We start from the raw sequence: 16930 nt of genomic DNA, 5'->3' as shown, positions 1-16930 counted from the left end.
CTACGAAATAATTAGCCCCATTCTTTATTACTCTTTAAAACTAAAAATAGTACAAATAAACCTGACATAATAGTAAACACATTAGAAGCTTGTACTCCTTGTTCACTTCTTTCTTCTTTCTTATCTTCTGGCTCTGCTTTCTTTTTCGAAACGTCTTGCTTGTCATTTTTACCTGTTTTCTCTTTTTGAGCCTTTACATTACTTACTTCCTTATTATCTGCCAATGGATCTTTTATAACGTGAGGGAATTCCTCTTTCTCTTTCAATGTTTCTTGTATAAACTCATTTACTTTCTCGTCTTGCTTCGGAATTTGAACAACTGGAAGTTTTTCTTCTGGAAGCACGATCTCTACTTTCGAATCTTCTTGCTTACTAATTTCTTTCTTATCTTCTACTTTATTTTCATTCTCTTGCTCTTCTGTTTTCTTATCATCTTCCATTTTTTGTCCCAAAACAGAAACGATATACTCACTTTCCGCAACAAGTTTATTGCCTGCAGCATCCACTATTTCTACAAATAGTTTATATTGTCCATTTGGCAAGGCATCAGTTATTTCAAATACTTTTTGCCAATCCATGTCACGCTTGTTGTAGTCTAATAAAAAGGGAATTTCTTTATCATCTTTTCCTTTTAATGTAACGCGCACTTCTTTCACAGCGGATTCTACATCGACAGCTTTCACTCGTATATGTATAGAATCTCCCTGTTTCCGTTCAATTAAGTTCTCTTTTGCTTCATCAATAGTAACTTTATGTAACTTCGGCAATTCTTTATCTATAGTTGGTGTTTCATTTCCAATACGAACGAGCGGGACTTTCACTTCATTTTCTATGAGCTCTTCCTTCTCATTTTCTTTGTAACTTTGAACGAGATGAAGATTCCAATCACCTTGTAAATCAAAACTCTCGACTTTATAGTTAGCAATCCATCGCTTCGTTTCTTCATCATACTCAAAAGATAGCATTCTTTCTTGTGCATACTGCTCGCCATTTCTTTGTAACTGCAATATACCTTTCATACTTTGAATGTCTTTCTCGTTTGGTTCTACAGTAATCCGCATTTCTTCGCCAACTTTTAGCTCTGGCTTATTTACTGTAATAACACCTTGATCCGTTTCTATCTTTCTTTCGCTCTTTTGTTCATTCGTCACTTCTTTTTGTTCATCTTCACCTTGATTTATTTCTACTTGCTCTGGCTGTTCTTGAAGTTTCTTATTTTCTTCTATTACTTCCAATTTATTTATTTTTTGCTCTGGCTCAATTTGTTCTTCCGCCTGACTTTGCAGGGGGAAGAACAAGCACACATGTATACATAGCCAACTCATTAGAAAAAACTTTACGTTTTTCATCTACTCGTTCAAACTCCTATTTCAACGCCTTATAGCGATTTCGTCACTTTTACTCCGAAAAACCCATCTACATTTACAAGTTCACCATATGCCACTAATACATCATTCACATAAATTCGAATCGGTTCATCAATATCTTCATCTAGTACAACCGCTTCATTTTCTTGTAAACTTAATATATCTTGAATGGTTTTCACAGTACTTCCAAATACAAATTTTACGTTCATTTCTACATTTTGTAGAATGGATGTATCCATATATACTGGTTCAATCTGTTTTACTTCTTTAAATTCAATAGGTTGTACAACTGGTGCCGCAATTTCTTCCTCTTCAATTTCTTCCGGGATAATCTCTTCTTGCTCCTCCACCATTGGATACAGAAGTCTTCTTACCATTTCTTTCGCTTCGGAAATGGGTAAAATTTGATACATTTTCGATTGAAGAAGATCGCCAATTTCAAGATTGAACGTAATTTGAACGAGTTCGTCCACTTCCATTGACTCTCCCAAGTATTCCATTTCTTCTTTTAACGTTACAAATTTGACATTTGGCGGCGTCATGTCCATTTTTTCTTGAAACATTTCCGACATCGCTGTTGCAGCATGCCCCATCATTTGGTTCATGATCTCTTTAATACCGCTTAGTTCTAATTCACTAAGCTCTTTTTCCGGATCAACTTCCCCTGTTCCCATCATCATTAAATCTACCATTGTTAAGGCAACATCTTTCGTAAATACGAATACGTTCTCATTCTTTAGCCCTTCAACAAAGTCGACATTTAAAATGACAAATGGCACTGGTACTCCATCATAATGACGAACATTAATCGCCTCTACATTTGGTGTACTAATCGTGACTGGCTGATTTAAAAGCGTTGATAATACCGTTGAAGCTGAACCGATTGAAATGTTCGCAATTTCACCGAGTACATCTTTCTCTTCTTGTGTTAAATGCTCTTTTTCAACATGTTCCTCTACAATCTCAGTTTCAACCAGTTCCGCCGGTTCATCTCTTTCTTCTACTTCACCAGATAATTGTAGTAATTTATTTATCATTCGTTTCGCATGTTCCACCGAAACAATTTGTACAAGTTTAGAGTTTACAAGATTATCTATTTTTAGATCGAACGATACTTTAACTATTGTGTTATTTCCAGTTATTTCAGAGATTTTCTCCATCTCTTCTGATAGCTTTACGACTTTAATTGTCGGCGGAGACATATCTACTGTATCTTGGAAGAATTCCGACATAGATGTAGCTGCGAATCCCATCATTTGATTCATCGCTTCTTGTACAGCACTTAGCTCTAATTCACCAAGTTCTTTTCCTTCTTCCACTTCACCTGTCCCCATCATCATTAAATCAGCAATTGATAATGCAACATCTTGCTTAAGAACAAGAAGGTTTTCCATATCTAATCCTTTTGTAAAATGAATATTTAACACAACATGTGGAACTTCAACATCACTTGTATCATATAAATCTACCAATTCTACACGAGGAGCAGTAATGTTTACTTGCCTATTTAAAATTGTTGATAATACAGTCGAAGCTGAACCAAATGATATATTTGCGATTTCGCCAAGAATATCGCATTCTTGAGGTGTTAAATGCTCATTTTCTTTTTCTAGCACAATTGTGCTCGTTTCCCCGTTTGTGTGTTGCTCAGGCATTTTCCCTGCCTCCTCATTTCTGTTTTTCTATCTAATGATATAAAGTGACACTTTAATCAGTGGGACTTCTATCCATTCCTCACTGATTATTAACCCGCAACTAGCAGGATAAACTCTCAATTTATTACACTCATTATATTTTAACAAACTGATTATACAAATCGTTACGCTGTATTTATTTCCAGTTATATAATTATTTTTATACATTCATAATAATTAACCAAAAAGCTCCCCAATTGTATACAAGTGGGGAGCTTTCCTTCATTCCTATTATAAACCTTCTGGGTTTAAAATGAGGACCACTCGTCCATCACCGAGAATCGTCGCACCAGAGAAATAGTTAGAACTCTCTGCAAAGAAGTCACCTAATGACTTTAAGACGATTTCTCTTTGACCGATAATTGTGTTTACAATAAGCCCATAGCTACGATGTGTATTACGAACAATTAACACAGGAACCATTTGACCATCATATGACGCAAACGCCTCATCTACTGTTTTTTCACCAAATACTGTACTTAAATGTTTCACTTCAATAATTTGGTTACGATAATTTAACACATCTTTTCCTTGTAAGGATTGGATGTCTTCTCTCTTAATTCGAATTGCTTCCACTATATTTCCAAGAGGTAAAGCATAACGCTTATCGTTCGTTTGAACAAGCATAGATTGAATAATAGACAAAGTTAACGGAAGTTCAATTCTGAATGTACTTCCCTTTCCTTCCTCAGAATCAATAATTAAATGTCCACCTAAACTATGAATCGTATGTTTTACAACATCTAATCCAACACCACGCCCAGAAAGATCCGATACAACTTCAGCTGTACTAAATCCTGGTTGGAATATAAGATCAAACACTTCACGATCTGTTAATCTATTCGCATCTGCTTCTGTTACAACACCATTTTTAATCGCTTTTTCTAATACTTTCCCTTTATTAATACCGTTTCCATCATCCGTAATTTGAATAACGACATGATTTCCACTATGAAACGCCTCTAATTTAATCGTTCCTGTCTCATTTTTACCTGCATCACGTCGTTTTTCAACAGTCTCAACACCGTGATCAATTGCATTTCGAATTAAATGAACAAGCGGATCACCGATTTCATCAATTACAATTTTATCAACTTCAGTAGTTTCTCCTGTAATTTGTAAATCGATTTTTTTACCTAAATCTTTCGCTAACATTCGTACCATACGTGGGAAACGATTGAAGACCGTTTCAATTGGAACCATGCGCATGTTTAAAAGTACATTTTGAATATCTTTTGAAATATCTCCTAATCGATTTAAATGCTCAATTAATTCCTTGTTTTGAATCGTTTGTGCCAATTCATCAATGCGCCCACGCTCAATTACACTTTCTTCAAACATATTCATTAATGTTTCGATTTTCTCTAATTGAACACGAATGGAGCGATTCTCCACTTTAGCATTTTTCGTTTTTACTGTGCTTTTAGCTGGTGTAGTATTAGCTGGTTGTTTCGGTGCTTCTACAGGTGATACAACCTGCGCAACTGCAGAAGATTGTATCATTTTCTCTATTTGCACAGCTTCTTGTGATGTATGTCCTTGCTTCACTTCTACTTTCTCAATTTCAGAAATATGAAGCACTACTTGTTTCAATTCTTCTACATTATAATCAGTATCCATAAATACTGTGAACTCAAATCCGAAAGCATCCGCTTCAATTTCTTCAATACTCGGAACAGTTTTTTGTATATTACCTACATTTTGCAATGCTTCTATACACATAATGGCACGTACTGCTTTTAAAATAGCTTGCTGTTCTACCGTTATATGTACTTCATGCGAAACTCCACCATCGTTACCTATATGATCTTGCTCTATATGTTGTGTAGGCGTTACTACATTACCGTGCAATAATGCTTCTAATTTCTGTTTAGTAGAAACTACATCAATATTACCCATTCCGCCTTGTTGTACATCTGCAACCATCTTCTCTAAATTATCAATGCACTCAAAAATCACATCAATAATATCCGCATTGACCACGATATTCCCATGACGGATTTCATCTAACACATTTTCCATCTTATGCGTTAAATCCGCCATTTCCGCAAATTCCATACTTGCAGACATACCTTTAAATGTATGGGCTGAGCGGAATATTTCTCCTACAACATCCATATCAGCTGGATTTTGTTCTAAAGTTAGCACATTTTCATTTAGCGATTGTAAATGTTCTTCTGATTCCTCAAAAAATATATTCAATAGATCTGTTTGCATTTTAATCCCCTACCTGTCTAACAAACATTTCATTTATGTATAACAATTTAGTGTTTTAAAACGAGAAAAAAGGGGGCCACACGTGTATCCTCTATCACTGTTTTGATTCCTTGTGGCACCCCTTTTATATTAGCTATTTGCTACTTTTGTTAAAGCTTCGATAACACGATCCGCTTGGAATGGCTTTACAATAAAGTCTTTCGCCCCACCCTTAATTGCATCTAATACCATACCTTGTTGTCCCATTGCCGAACAAATAACAACCTTTGCACTTGAATCAATTTTAATGATTTCTTTTAATGCTTCAAGTCCGTCCATTTCTGGCATAGTAATATCTAATGTTACAATATCAGGTTGAAGTTCTTTATACTTTTGAATTGCTTCTACTCCATTCTCCGCCTCACCGATAATTTCAAATTCAGAATTACTTTTTAATAAGTTTTTAATCATCGTTCGCATGAACATCGCATCGTCTACAACTAAAATTTTATGTGCCATTCTTTTTGATTCTCTCCTTCTATGTATAAATATATCTTAATATTTCACCTTATCATTCTCACTCATTATACAAAATAAAATGATAAAATTTAATATTTTTTTAAAAGAATTTTCGTATTTTTATTATTTTATTATTAAAATAACAATATACTATTCTTTTATATAAATAACAACGCGACGATTTTTCTCCCAGTTTTGCGGTGAATCATTTGGTACAACTGGCTTTGTGTCTGCATATCCTACCGCAGCTAACCTCTTATCGTCCACATTATACACTTCGATTAAGTGGTGAATCATATTAGCTGCTCGTGCTGAAGATAATTCCCAGTTAGAAGGGAATTTCTCATTATGAATAGGTCTACTATCTGTATGTCCTTCCACAACGATTGGATTTGGTACTGATTGGAAAAATCCGACTAATTGACTCATTATCTCTTTTGCTTCTGGTTTAACGTTCGCATCACCCGTATCAAATATTAAATTATCTACGATAACGACACTTACCCCTGTATCTTCTCGATATACATTCACTTGACTAATACCGTTATTATCTACATATGCTTTTAACTTTTTATATAATTCATCCATTCTCTTTTTTGAGATCATTTTTTCATCATTTTTTTCATGTGTTATATCTGGTATTGTATTTTCCATTACTTTTGCATCTACTTGCTCCGCATCGCTAAACTTTTCAAGCATCTTTGACAATTTTACTGCATCCTGCTTTGATGTAGCAACTAGTAATACAAAGAAAGTTAATAATAACATCGTTAAATCTGTAAAAGTCGTCATCCAACGAGGCGATCCCTTTTGCGGTCGTTTTATCATCATACCACTCCTTGAAATATTAGGCTGCTCGTTTTTCTTTTTTTATCTTTGTTTCGTACACATACGTATCAAGTTTCAACTTTAATTTAGAAGGAATTTGCCCACGATACAATTCTGAAATTGCTTCAATTACAAACTTCTTCTCTGTATATAAATCCTCAATACCACGATACACCTTTTCCGCAAGAGGTATTGCAATCATATTCGCAAGTACTGATCCATATAATGTCGTTAGCATCGCCACTGCCATTCCTGTACCAATTTGTGATGTATCTTGCAAATTTTGAAGCATAATGATAAGACCAATTAAAGTCCCTATCATACCCCAAGCTGGAGCGAAATCACCAATTTTATCTAATAATGTTGCCCCTTTTCTTAGCTCATACACTTCTGTTTCTATATCTTTCATTAACACTTCTTTTAATTCATCTTCATCGTAGCCACTTAACATTAAACGAATCCCCTTTTGAATAAAAGGGTTGTCTACTTGTTCTCCATCAACTTCTAAAGAAAGCAAACCGTTCTTTTTAGACTTTTTCGAAAAATCAACGAACAAATCCGTTAACTGTTCTAAATCTTCTTCTCTTCTATGTAAAACAGTAAAAATACTTTTCGTATATTTTTTTATTTCTCCAAATCGATACGCCACAACAATTGTCGCTGCCGTTCCCCCTATGACAATTAAAATAGATGGAATATCTAAGAAGTTTTTAAAAGCTTTTATTCCACCGCCACTAAGTACGATCGCCGCTATTACAATAGCGAAGCCTACTATAATGCCCATTGGACTAGAAATATCAAACTTCCTTTTTTTTCTTTCTGGTCTAGCAAATACTTGTTTTTCGTCTCCCATATTCCTGCCCTTTCCTTTTCATTTTTATAAAACATTTTTTTATTTTAATAATGCGTTTTCACATATAACGTTCATTATACGCTTATCATCTATTTATCGCAATATACTCATAAAATTGACACATTTCATTTCCATATTAGAATTATGGTATGGAAATAAGAGGAGGATCACGATGGAACATAACATTTTACAAGTCATTGCATTAGCAGAAAAACTAAAATACGAAATGCGACATAGCTGGCTTTCTAACGGACGCCAAGAAAGTGTTGCCGAACATACATGGCGCATGTCTCTAATGGCCATTTTAGTTGAGCCTTATTTAGATCAAAAAGTAAATATTGAAAAGTTACTTAAAATGGTTATTATTCACGACCTAGTCGAAGCTGAAGCTGGCGATATCCCTGCTTTTGATACAATGAATAGTCACGAATTACAATTACAAAAACAAAAAAATGAACTTGAAGCAATTTTAAATATTAAACAAACATTAACAGGTTCTCTCGGTGAGGAATTATATGATTTATGGATGGAGTTTGAAGCGAAAGAAACGTACGAAGCAAAAGTTGCTAATGCGCTTGATAAATTGGAAGTAAAAATTCAGCATAACGAGGCTGACATTAATACGTGGCTACCAATTGAACATAAAATGACATTCCAAGTCGCAAAACATACAAACTTTGACTCTTTCCTATCTAAATTACAAAAACTTATTGAACAAGATGGAGAAAAGAAGTTATTAGCTGCTGGCATTGACGTTGAAGCTTGTAAGAAATAATGAAATAAGACACTCTACTAGAGTGTCTTATTTCATTATTGTTGATACTGCCTGCTTGTAAATCAGCTGTTGCTTTCCATCTACTAACATTAAAACTGTAAATTTGTCTACGCCAGCAACTTCTCCGACTATTCTCACACCACTCTTTAAGAAAACTGTAACAGTACCTTTTTCTTCTTTTATTTGCTTATAAAGCTCATCTTGTAAATGTTCCAATAACGTTTCTCCCCTTTCTTTCGTTTAATATCTTAATATAAAAAACTATAAATTATTCATTTATGGACCTTATCTTTTACATTCATAAACTTATTAATTAGTATATCTAAATCTCGGCTAAATAACAAAACTTTATCATGATCCAATCCGTGTCTCGCAACAAGTTGAATTAACTCTTTCTTTTTGTTTTCTATTTTATTTTGTAATCGTCCCATCTCCATCTCTAAACTAAAACTCCCTTTTCCCATAATATTACTTGTAAAATTATAGTACATATTCCCTCATAAAAAAATATAAAAATGGTTTTTTTTACAATTTTTACGTTTTTAACATACTCTTAATCCGTAAACGCTTTATTTAGTAAGATTTCCCGCACATGTAATATAGAAAAACCTGAATCACACAGACATTTGTCTAATTCAAATACAGACTGGCTCCTTTTCCACATGAAAAACATATTGTATATAGTAGTCCATGAATTATATAGATTAATTTACAAAAAGGAGGAAAACACATGAGCTATGGTGGTAGTTGTGCTGGTTTCGGCGGTGGATTTGCTTTGCTTATCGTACTATTCATCCTTCTAATCATTATCGGATGTAGCTGCTGGGGTGGCGGCGGATACGGATATTAATCATCCTATCCTTACTAAATGAACTAAAAACTATACGAAAACAGCTCATATTTGAGCTGTTTTTTCATACTTTCGTATGAATTTATATCCCTCTTATTTCTGATTTGATCTAACAAAATATCGTTTACTATGAAATAAGAAACATTTTTACTAAGGGGGATTACAATGATTAAAGGTCTTTATGAGGCACATTTACCCGTCCGTAACTTAGAAGTATCAATACCTTTTTATGAATCACTAGGGCTAAAATTATATACAAGAGGTGACGCTATTGCTTTCTTTTGGATTAAAGAAAATGAGAGTTGGCTCGGACTTTGGGAAGGAACAGAATACAAAGTTACTTATCACCCATCTTTGCGACATATTGCCTTCCAAGTAAGCTTGCTTGATTTAGAAAATGCAATACATTGGCTAAGTCAAAAAGGAATTTCAGCAAGAAAAGACTTTGGAATGGAGCCAATTGAACCGATCGTTTTTCCAGAATTGGCACACGCCTCCGTATACTTTAACGATCCTGATGGAAATAGTTTAGAATTGATTGCACAATTACCTGTTGAACTTTCTGCAGCAGAGAACATGTATTTAAGTGAATGGAAAAGACAAGTTCAAGCATCATTAATACATAAGGATTAATCTTTTATGTCAGTTTCTTATTCCACACTGCTTAAAACAAATACAAACTTTAGAAAGCTGTTTTATGGCCAAACATTAAGTGTACTGGGAGATTGGTTTCATACTGTAGCTTTATTAACATTCGTTTATAGCGTAACAGAATCTCCGTTTATTATCGCACTAACTTTTATGAGTAAAGGGTTACCTCAACTTCTTCTTAGTCCTTTTATTGGAGGGTTTGTGGATCGATTTCCAACAAAGAAGATTATGATTTCCACCGATGTTTTAAGAGGAGTTATTGTACTCACTTACTTATTAGCAACCTATAAGATTGAAATTATTTTCGTAGCTAATATATGTTTGTCGGTCCTCTCTTGCTTATTTGAGCCTGCTAAACAATCAACTTTAAAAATGATTATTAGGCAAAAACATTTAGTAACTGCAAATACACTTTCTAGTACAGTTAATGGCTTTATGTCAATTATGGGCGCCTCATTAGGTGGGATTATCGCCCAGGCTTTAAGTATAGAAATCGCTTTTATCATTAATAGCCTATCATACTTTGTTTCCGCTTTAATCATTTATAAGTTGAATATCCCTTCTCACAAAAAATTTAACATAAAAAAGTCATTTTTTGTGGATATAAAAGATGGATACACGTACATATTACAGAAAAAAATTATATTAGCATTAATTCTTGTCGGAGTTTCATGGGGGATTATTGGTGGTGCTTATCAACTTCTTTTAACAATTTATGCCGAAAGGATCTTCCATGCTAATATTGGAATTTTATATACTGTTCAAGGATTAGGTCTTATTATTGGTAGTCTATTCGTTAATCTATATGTATGTAAAAATAAGGAGACAATGAAAAAAGCATTTGGCTTGGCGTACTTACTACAAGGATTTTTCTTTCTCGGATTCGTTCTATCCAATCAGCTTATTATCGGTATTATTACTTTACTCTGCATGCGTATCGCAGGGGGCATTATCGTCCCTTTAGACACAACCTTATTACAAATGTATACCGAAGAAAACATGATTGGTAAAGTTTTTTCATTTCATTATTCCATATATGGTTCTCTCATTCAGCTATCTATGTTTATTACAGGCTGGCTTTTAGAAACCCTTTCTCCGCAAGTAATTGGTTGCCTGTTAGCTATATGTTGTATTTTTGTTAGTTTTATATGGCTTTTCTTATTTTATCGCGGGAAGCTTAGTGAAGATCCTACCGATACTATATAGCTCACTGCTAATTTTTATTTACTCTCATTTGTTATCGTTATATAACAATCAAATTAAATAAAATACAAGTCATTTCATTTCATGAAAAGGCCCTTTACTTGAACACCATTTGAGAGGAAATCAAATATTTATGTTAAAATAAAAGTAAGATTGTGAAAGATTGCACTTATTCTATAGGCTCCAAACAGCTACATTCGATTTTCGTAGTAATAAAATATGTATTGAATTTGATTAAATAGGAGGGCTATTTTGGAGATTACATTAATTTTCATATGTATAATATTGGTGGCTTCTGTTTTGCAAGCCAGTACAGGTTTTGGCTTTTCTATAATGGCAACACCTTTCTTACTCATGTTATTTCTACCGCAAGAAGCTATACAAATAAACATTATTTTATCATTAATTATTTCAATATCACTCATTTGGAAAATAAGAATGGACGTTGATTTTATTTTACTGAAACGGTTTATTTTTGGAAGTATAGCCGGTGTACCTTTTGGAATTTTAATCTTCATTTCCGTTAACATAAACACTTTTAAATTAACAATTAGCATCCTACTCTTACTATTAACATTGTTGCTAATATGCAATGTTAAAGTTAGATCAACACCGTTTAGAGATTTCGTAGTTGGTGGATTATCAGGACTTTTAACGACGAGTATCGGTATGCCCGGACCTCCTTTGTTACTTTACTTTACAGGAACTGATACTGAAAAAGAGAAGTTGAGAGCAACTACTTTGGCTTTTTATCTGTTTATATATTTCATTAGTCTACTAACTCAAATACTCTTTACTGGAACGGACATAACAATTTGGAAATCAAGTTTTTATGCAATTCCAATTGTATTTTTAGGTTTGTTTATAGGTCAAATTATTTTCAAATGGCTTAATCAACAAGTTTTTAAAATATTTACATATATCCTTTTGAGCTGTACAGGTATTTATCTTCTTATTGATAGTTTGCATTTGTTATAGAAAATGCTTTAGATTGCGCAATAACAGCTTGGTTTAAATGAAATTATTGTTGTATTTTTAAGCTACAAAATCATCCGATAAAAAGCGGCTATTATGCCGCCTTTTACATTAAATATTTTATAAAGCAAAGACCTGAACTTACTATCACGAGTATATTAAAGAATAAGAAAAAACCTTTTTCGAAATCTGTATACTTTTCTACTTTTACTCCGCGTTTTTTCAACTCCATAATAATCATCGCAACTTCATGTGCATACGCAATACTTCCAAACTGTATATAATTGTTATTATATTTAATCTCAAAAACGTTTTTCATTTTTTTATGTTGCGAAATAGATTGTATATCCTCTATTGGCACGCTATGTTCATTTGTCTTTTTAAAATAACAATCTAACCCTTTCATTATCACCCTTTTATTCGTTAAAACGATATAATAATAAAAGGTAGCTCCTGCGTATAATATATTTGGTATGACTTTACTATTTACCATACATCCTTCGTCTACTAACAGTTCCTTCTGAATTTCTTCATCAGCTTGTAATTCGTTGCGAATTGATTCTTCTAACATTTGTACAGTTAATTTTTTTAATAGTTCTCCATTTCTTAAATAATACTTATCTATATTTATAGACTCATTCGCTTCTTTCTCTAAACGTGTAATTTCTTCTTCTGAATATTGGAGCTCATTTAACATCGATAATAATCTTTTATCCATATTACACACTCCCTTTCCACAGTTTTTGAAGTTTTTTCTTTCCACAAGAGATTCGATTGTATATATAGTCAGCCGTTACTTTTAATTCTTTTGCAATATCGTCAATGGAATATCCATCAATATACCTCTTTAAAAAGATATATCGATCCTTTGTATTTAAATCTTGTACGATTTCCATAATCTCTTCTTCTTGTTCTATTTCATACTTATCATGGATACCTGCATCTATTTCTACGTCTTTATCAATTTTATTCTCTTTATATACTTTCTTTTTATATTCCAATGCCTTTAATTTAGTAATACCAATCATCCAAGATTTTAAGTTGCCCTTTTCTATATCAAATTGTTCGATTTGAAACCAAATGATAGTAAATACATCATTATAACAATCATCCACATATTGTTTTTCAATAGGGGTACTTAATGATTTATGAATAATGTACAAAATTAATTTTCCATATTGATCAATCACTTCTTTCAAAGCATCTTGATCACGTTTTTTCATTGCTATAATTAAATCCTCTTCAGAATCGAAAATCATAAACATCATCCTTCCTCAGTTCCCCTTTAGCAGCTGCTTTTACTTACTATTGGCATTTCATTCTCATTTTCTATCATTTTTTGTAAAAATTTATCAATTTTTTATTTCTATGTATATGATAACAAATAAAATACCTAAGTTCAGAAAGTAGTATCTACAATCTGAACTTAGGTATTAACAATTAATTTATTCACTTATACTAACGTTTCATCACAAAGCTCTGTTACATTTTTAAAGTATTGCAAGTTCTCCTTCGCTTCAGCTTCATTAAATAAATTGAGTTGCTTCATTATTTCAGTAGCAAATTCAACGTACGCAGATCCTACCGCTGTTATTATTTTTCCATCAACAGTTACATCTTTGTTTTGTTTATATTCCCATTCATGTAAATGTGCTAATTGTTTTTCATCTGATGTTAATGATGTTGAGAATCTCTTCTTATTCAGCACTCCTGCTGCATGTAATAAAGATGTTCCGGCACAAATACCCGCTATCCATTTATTTTGCTTATGTAATTTGTTCACAATAGATAACAATTGTTCATTTTCTAAATGATCAAAAATATGTCCGCCTGGTACGATAAACACTTCATAGTTCTCTATTTTAATTTGCTCAATAGAGGCATGTGGTTGACACAAAAAACCGCCTTCTCCTGTAACTGTTTTTCCGTCTACAGTTGCCGTTGTTATTTCAAATTCCTTACTTTTCAAAAACAAGCTCGCTATATTCACTTCAAATTCTGCAAATCCATCAAATAGAAATATTAAAGCTTTCTTCATTTTATCTCCTCCCTCTATAGCTATTCGAAAACTATCTCATTTCTCCTTTTAAAAAAGACAAACCCGCATCTCAGGTTTGTCTTTTTACTCATTTTTTATTTAACCCTTTCTCACTTAAAAACTCTTTCATATGCATTCTTTTCTCTTTGGACATAAATGAGCTCATTGATTCCGTCCATGTTATGTTTTTTTGATTTGATGATCTTTCTTTGTAATATGCGCTCATCGTTTCATCATATTTGTTTAATAATTCATCATATTTCTTTTCATCATATCCATTTTCATGAAGAATTGCTGCTACCGGTAAACGTGGTTTAACTCCATGTTCTTCATTTGGCACACCGACTGTCATTCCAAACACAGGATATACTTTATCCGGTAAATGAAGCAATTCACTCACTTCTTTCGGGTTATTACGAATACCACCAATATAACAAATACCGTATCCTAATGATTCCGCTGCTAGTGCTAAGTTTTGCGCAAAAAGTGAAGCATCTACCGTCGCAACGATAAAATCTTCCACTCCTTCATGCTTTATCTCTGTACCATGCTTTTCACACGCCATTTCAAGTCGCTTTAAGTCTGCACAACAAACAAAGAATGCTGCACACTCTTTCACGTGACGATTTCCGGATAGTTCTGCTAGTTTAGCCTTTAGGTCTTGATCGGTTACATATACAACAGAATAGGCCTGTACAAAATGCGAAGAAGCGGCATGCTGCGCAGCTTGAACCATTCTTTCTACTACATCTTTCGGAATGGATTCTTCTTTATATTTACGAACTGAAACGTGTTGCTCCATTTTATGTATGATCTCATTCATGAAAAACACTCCTTTTTTCTCTTCATAATGAAAAATTAACATATCTTTTTCAATATTCACAACTTATAAGCACAAAAAGAGCAATTCTTTTTGAATTGCTCTTTTTAAAATGTCTATCAATACGGTAAATGAAATTATATCAACGATAATTTAAATATATCAACGATTCCTTGCACTATATCAACGATTTTTCGAATATATCAACGATTCGACAAGAGATATCAATTTACCGACAAATAACGACAGGATTACACCAATTTATTTCTTGTCTTATTATGCTGCTTTCAAAACTTTAATACCTTTTACGATATTCCAAATGAAGTAGTAAATTCCTACAAGAATGAATACTGCATATGTGATAGTCATCCCAATTCCCGCACCATCAGATTGATCGAAGCCTAAACCGTATACACCTGATACTGCTAATCCAGCAAATAAGATTGCGTACGGAAAAACATGTGACCAAAATGCTTTTTTCGCGTGATATTTCACTTCATCTTCCGCAACGAAGTACACGATAATTGGTAGTAAAAATGGCGCAAAAAAGATACTAAAGTAACATAGTGAAGATAGAATATTATTTCCTTTCATCCGATTCACCTCTAAATAGTTTTTGTTATCTTTATTATGTCAGGAATCCATTCTAGAAACTATCGCTTTACCTTTCACTAAGATGACAGTTTTGTAAGATTTTCCTCAAAATAAATCCCGCCTCAAATTTCGGGCGGGATCACTTTCACTATATTCGATTCATAAACCAATATTGCGTAATCGCTAAATATTCTCGGACATTTGATGAAATGATAATGGGCTTCGGTGTTTTGGCAGGAAGCCCTTCTAATTGCAAATCTTGTTTTGCTGCTATTTTTTTCGCTCTAAACATATGGAAATCGTTCGTTACGATCATACCTTTTTTCATATTGGCTGGAATTAACGGTTTTGAGAATGTAATATTCTCATCTGTACTCGTTGATTTATCCTCCATTATAATACGGTCTTCTGCAATATTTTGTTTCATTAATCCTTGTTTCATCGCTAATGCTTCTGAAATATCTTCACCTTTTCCTTGTCCGCCAGATACGATAGCGATTGTTTTCTCATGTGATTTTAAATATTCAGCTGCTTTATCAATACGATATTGTAATGAGTACGATGGTTTCGTCCCATTTACTTTCGAGCCTAATACAATGATATAATCAGCATCGTCGGTAGCTTTCATATGCCCATGCTTATAAATGTTATATTGTAAAAAAACCGCGTACACAGCGCAAACCGTTATAATTGCTATAATATACTTAATTATTTTCTTCTTTCTCATATCCATATACTCCTATGTTCTTTGCTTCTTTCATCATAATATCCATTTATTCGTTTGTATACAGACAAATTCCAAATAACCCTTATTTATCCTCTAAAAGGTAATATTTCTATTATTTTTGGGAATAGTAAGTACAACTTCGCACGAAGGAGTGTCCCTATTGCTTCTCTTTTTATGTAACGTATCATTCTTTTTTATTTTATTTTTACTATCGCTTAAGTTACTCGGTAAATCCGCATTAGCACAACTAACTCCTCATGATTTTGGGGCTATTATTTTTTTATCTTATTTAGCTTTTCAAGCCATACCAGTCGCTGGTGCTTTACAAGCATTTCTCGGTATGGTCGTTATTACATGTTTGCACTTACTTCTTACAAAATTAAGCTTACTCAACAAACTAAATCGTTTCATTCTCGGACACCCCATTATTTTAATTAAACATGGTGATATTATTTTTGAGAACTTACAAAAAAGTAGATATCCCATACCCGAATTGCTTTCTAACCTTCGCGTCGCCGGATATCCAAGTGTTCATGAAATTGAATACGCTATTTTAGAAGCGAATGGAGCCATTAGCATTTTACCAAAGCGAGAACTTGTACCATTGACTCCAAAGGATATGAATATACATGTTAAGTATGCTGGATTACCAATCGCCCTTATTGTCGATTCTCAAATTCAATACGATAACTTAAAGTTGATCCATAAAGACGAAAAGTGGTTATATAAAGAGTTAAAAGAAAAAGGCATCACAAATATTAAAAATGTGGCTTTTGCGTCTGTTCAAGAAACGGATGGGTCTTTTGCGATTAGTTTAAAAGAATGAAAAAATCCCCTTAC

The 16930-nt window shown here is 33.2% G+C and carries 20 protein-coding genes; 6 read left to right on the top strand and 14 right to left on the bottom strand.

Features of this window, described 5'->3' with window-relative positions:
• Positions 1-11 precede the first annotated feature (11 nt).
• From JDS98_RS04955 to JDS98_RS04930, 6 genes are all read right to left on the bottom strand, one after another.
• Positions 12-1349, bottom strand: a complete 1338-nt coding sequence (locus JDS98_RS04955) for an Ig-like domain-containing protein (protein WP_098710913.1) — start codon at positions 1347-1349, stop codon at positions 12-14.
• Between the two features lie 29 nt (positions 1350-1378).
• Positions 1379-3022: a flagellar motor switch protein gene (locus JDS98_RS04950; protein WP_098710914.1), complete on the bottom strand. Its 1644-nt coding sequence runs from the start codon at positions 3020-3022 to the stop codon at positions 1379-1381.
• Between the two features lie 270 nt (positions 3023-3292).
• Complete coding sequence (locus tag JDS98_RS04945; RefSeq protein WP_098710915.1) at positions 3293-5278, bottom strand: chemotaxis protein CheA; 1986 nt, start codon at positions 5276-5278, stop codon at positions 3293-3295.
• A 129-nt stretch (positions 5279-5407) separates the two neighbouring features.
• Complete coding sequence (locus tag JDS98_RS04940) at positions 5408-5776, bottom strand: response regulator (RefSeq protein WP_000940571.1); 369 nt, start codon at positions 5774-5776, stop codon at positions 5408-5410.
• A 150-nt stretch (positions 5777-5926) separates the two neighbouring features.
• A complete protein-coding gene (locus JDS98_RS04935; protein WP_000596044.1) occupies positions 5927-6604 on the bottom strand; it encodes an OmpA family protein in 678 nt (225 codons plus the stop codon).
• Positions 6605-6623: 19 nt separating this feature from the next.
• Positions 6624-7457 (bottom strand): flagellar motor protein MotP, encoded by an 834-nt coding sequence (locus JDS98_RS04930; RefSeq protein ID WP_000502107.1) that lies wholly within the window; start codon positions 7455-7457, stop codon positions 6624-6626.
• Between the two features lie 172 nt (positions 7458-7629).
• Here JDS98_RS04930 and JDS98_RS04925 point away from each other — a divergent pair, with 172 nt between their 5' ends.
• On the top strand, positions 7630-8232 hold the full coding sequence (locus tag JDS98_RS04925; RefSeq protein WP_097957098.1) for an HD domain-containing protein: 603 nt from the start codon (positions 7630-7632) through the stop codon (positions 8230-8232).
• Between the two features lie 27 nt (positions 8233-8259).
• Here the strand turns inward: JDS98_RS04925 and hfq are convergent, their stop codons facing one another.
• Together hfq and JDS98_RS04915 are read right to left on the bottom strand one after the other, a co-directional pair.
• Complete coding sequence (hfq, locus tag JDS98_RS04920) at positions 8260-8448, bottom strand: RNA chaperone Hfq (protein ID WP_000400654.1); 189 nt, start codon at positions 8446-8448, stop codon at positions 8260-8262.
• Positions 8449-8504: 56 nt separating this feature from the next.
• A complete protein-coding gene (locus JDS98_RS04915) occupies positions 8505-8723 on the bottom strand; it encodes an aspartyl-phosphate phosphatase Spo0E family protein (protein WP_000291696.1) in 219 nt (72 codons plus the stop codon).
• A 239-nt stretch (positions 8724-8962) separates the two neighbouring features.
• On the opposite strand from JDS98_RS04915, the gene JDS98_RS04910 reads away from it, so the two are divergent.
• The 4 genes from JDS98_RS04910 (at position 8963) to JDS98_RS04895 (ending at position 11914) form a co-directional block, all read left to right on the top strand.
• Entirely contained in the window at positions 8963-9082 is a 120-nt protein-coding gene (locus JDS98_RS04910) for a YjcZ family sporulation protein (protein WP_000120179.1), read from the top strand.
• Positions 9083-9247: 165 nt separating this feature from the next.
• Positions 9248-9715 (top strand): VOC family protein, encoded by a 468-nt coding sequence (locus JDS98_RS04905; protein ID WP_199633609.1) that lies wholly within the window; start codon positions 9248-9250, stop codon positions 9713-9715.
• Between the two features lie 6 nt (positions 9716-9721).
• On the top strand, positions 9722-10939 hold the full coding sequence (locus JDS98_RS04900) for an MFS transporter (RefSeq protein WP_098710917.1): 1218 nt from the start codon (positions 9722-9724) through the stop codon (positions 10937-10939).
• A 249-nt stretch (positions 10940-11188) separates the two neighbouring features.
• On the top strand, positions 11189-11914 hold the full coding sequence (locus JDS98_RS04895; protein ID WP_000406807.1) for a sulfite exporter TauE/SafE family protein: 726 nt from the start codon (positions 11189-11191) through the stop codon (positions 11912-11914).
• Positions 11915-12017: 103 nt separating this feature from the next.
• Here JDS98_RS04895 and JDS98_RS04890 read toward each other — a convergent pair whose 3' ends face one another.
• From JDS98_RS04890 to JDS98_RS04865, 6 genes are all read right to left on the bottom strand, one after another.
• Positions 12018-12629, bottom strand: coding sequence for a PH domain-containing protein (locus JDS98_RS04890; protein ID WP_199633608.1), 612 nt, complete (start codon positions 12627-12629; stop codon positions 12018-12020).
• A 1-nt stretch (position 12630) separates the two neighbouring features.
• Entirely contained in the window at positions 12631-13176 is a 546-nt protein-coding gene (locus JDS98_RS04885) for a sigma-70 family RNA polymerase sigma factor (protein WP_141555909.1), read from the bottom strand.
• Positions 13177-13364: 188 nt separating this feature from the next.
• Positions 13365-13949 (bottom strand): type 1 glutamine amidotransferase family protein, encoded by a 585-nt coding sequence (locus JDS98_RS04880; protein ID WP_000709455.1) that lies wholly within the window; start codon positions 13947-13949, stop codon positions 13365-13367.
• Positions 13950-14037: 88 nt separating this feature from the next.
• Complete coding sequence (nfsA, locus tag JDS98_RS04875; RefSeq protein ID WP_097957091.1) at positions 14038-14772, bottom strand: oxygen-insensitive NADPH nitroreductase; 735 nt, start codon at positions 14770-14772, stop codon at positions 14038-14040.
• 273 nt (positions 14773-15045) lie between these two features.
• Complete coding sequence (locus JDS98_RS04870) at positions 15046-15363, bottom strand: magnetosome magnetite crystal formation protein family (RefSeq protein ID WP_000678051.1); 318 nt, start codon at positions 15361-15363, stop codon at positions 15046-15048.
• 148 nt (positions 15364-15511) lie between these two features.
• On the bottom strand, positions 15512-16090 hold the full coding sequence (locus JDS98_RS04865) for a YdcF family protein (protein ID WP_199633607.1): 579 nt from the start codon (positions 16088-16090) through the stop codon (positions 15512-15514).
• Positions 16091-16250: 160 nt separating this feature from the next.
• On the opposite strand from JDS98_RS04865, the gene JDS98_RS04860 reads away from it, so the two are divergent.
• Positions 16251-16916 (top strand): DUF421 domain-containing protein, encoded by a 666-nt coding sequence (locus tag JDS98_RS04860; RefSeq protein WP_000923918.1) that lies wholly within the window; start codon positions 16251-16253, stop codon positions 16914-16916.
• Positions 16917-16930: the final 14 nt, after the last annotated feature.

The sequence above is a fragment of the Bacillus cereus group sp. N11 genome (genome assembly GCF_016483605.1).
GTDB classification, from domain to species: domain Bacteria; phylum Bacillota; class Bacilli; order Bacillales; family Bacillaceae_G; genus Bacillus_A; species Bacillus_A toyonensis.
Note: the sequence above shows the minus strand (reverse complement) of the source record. Positions and strands in the feature narration are given on the sequence as shown.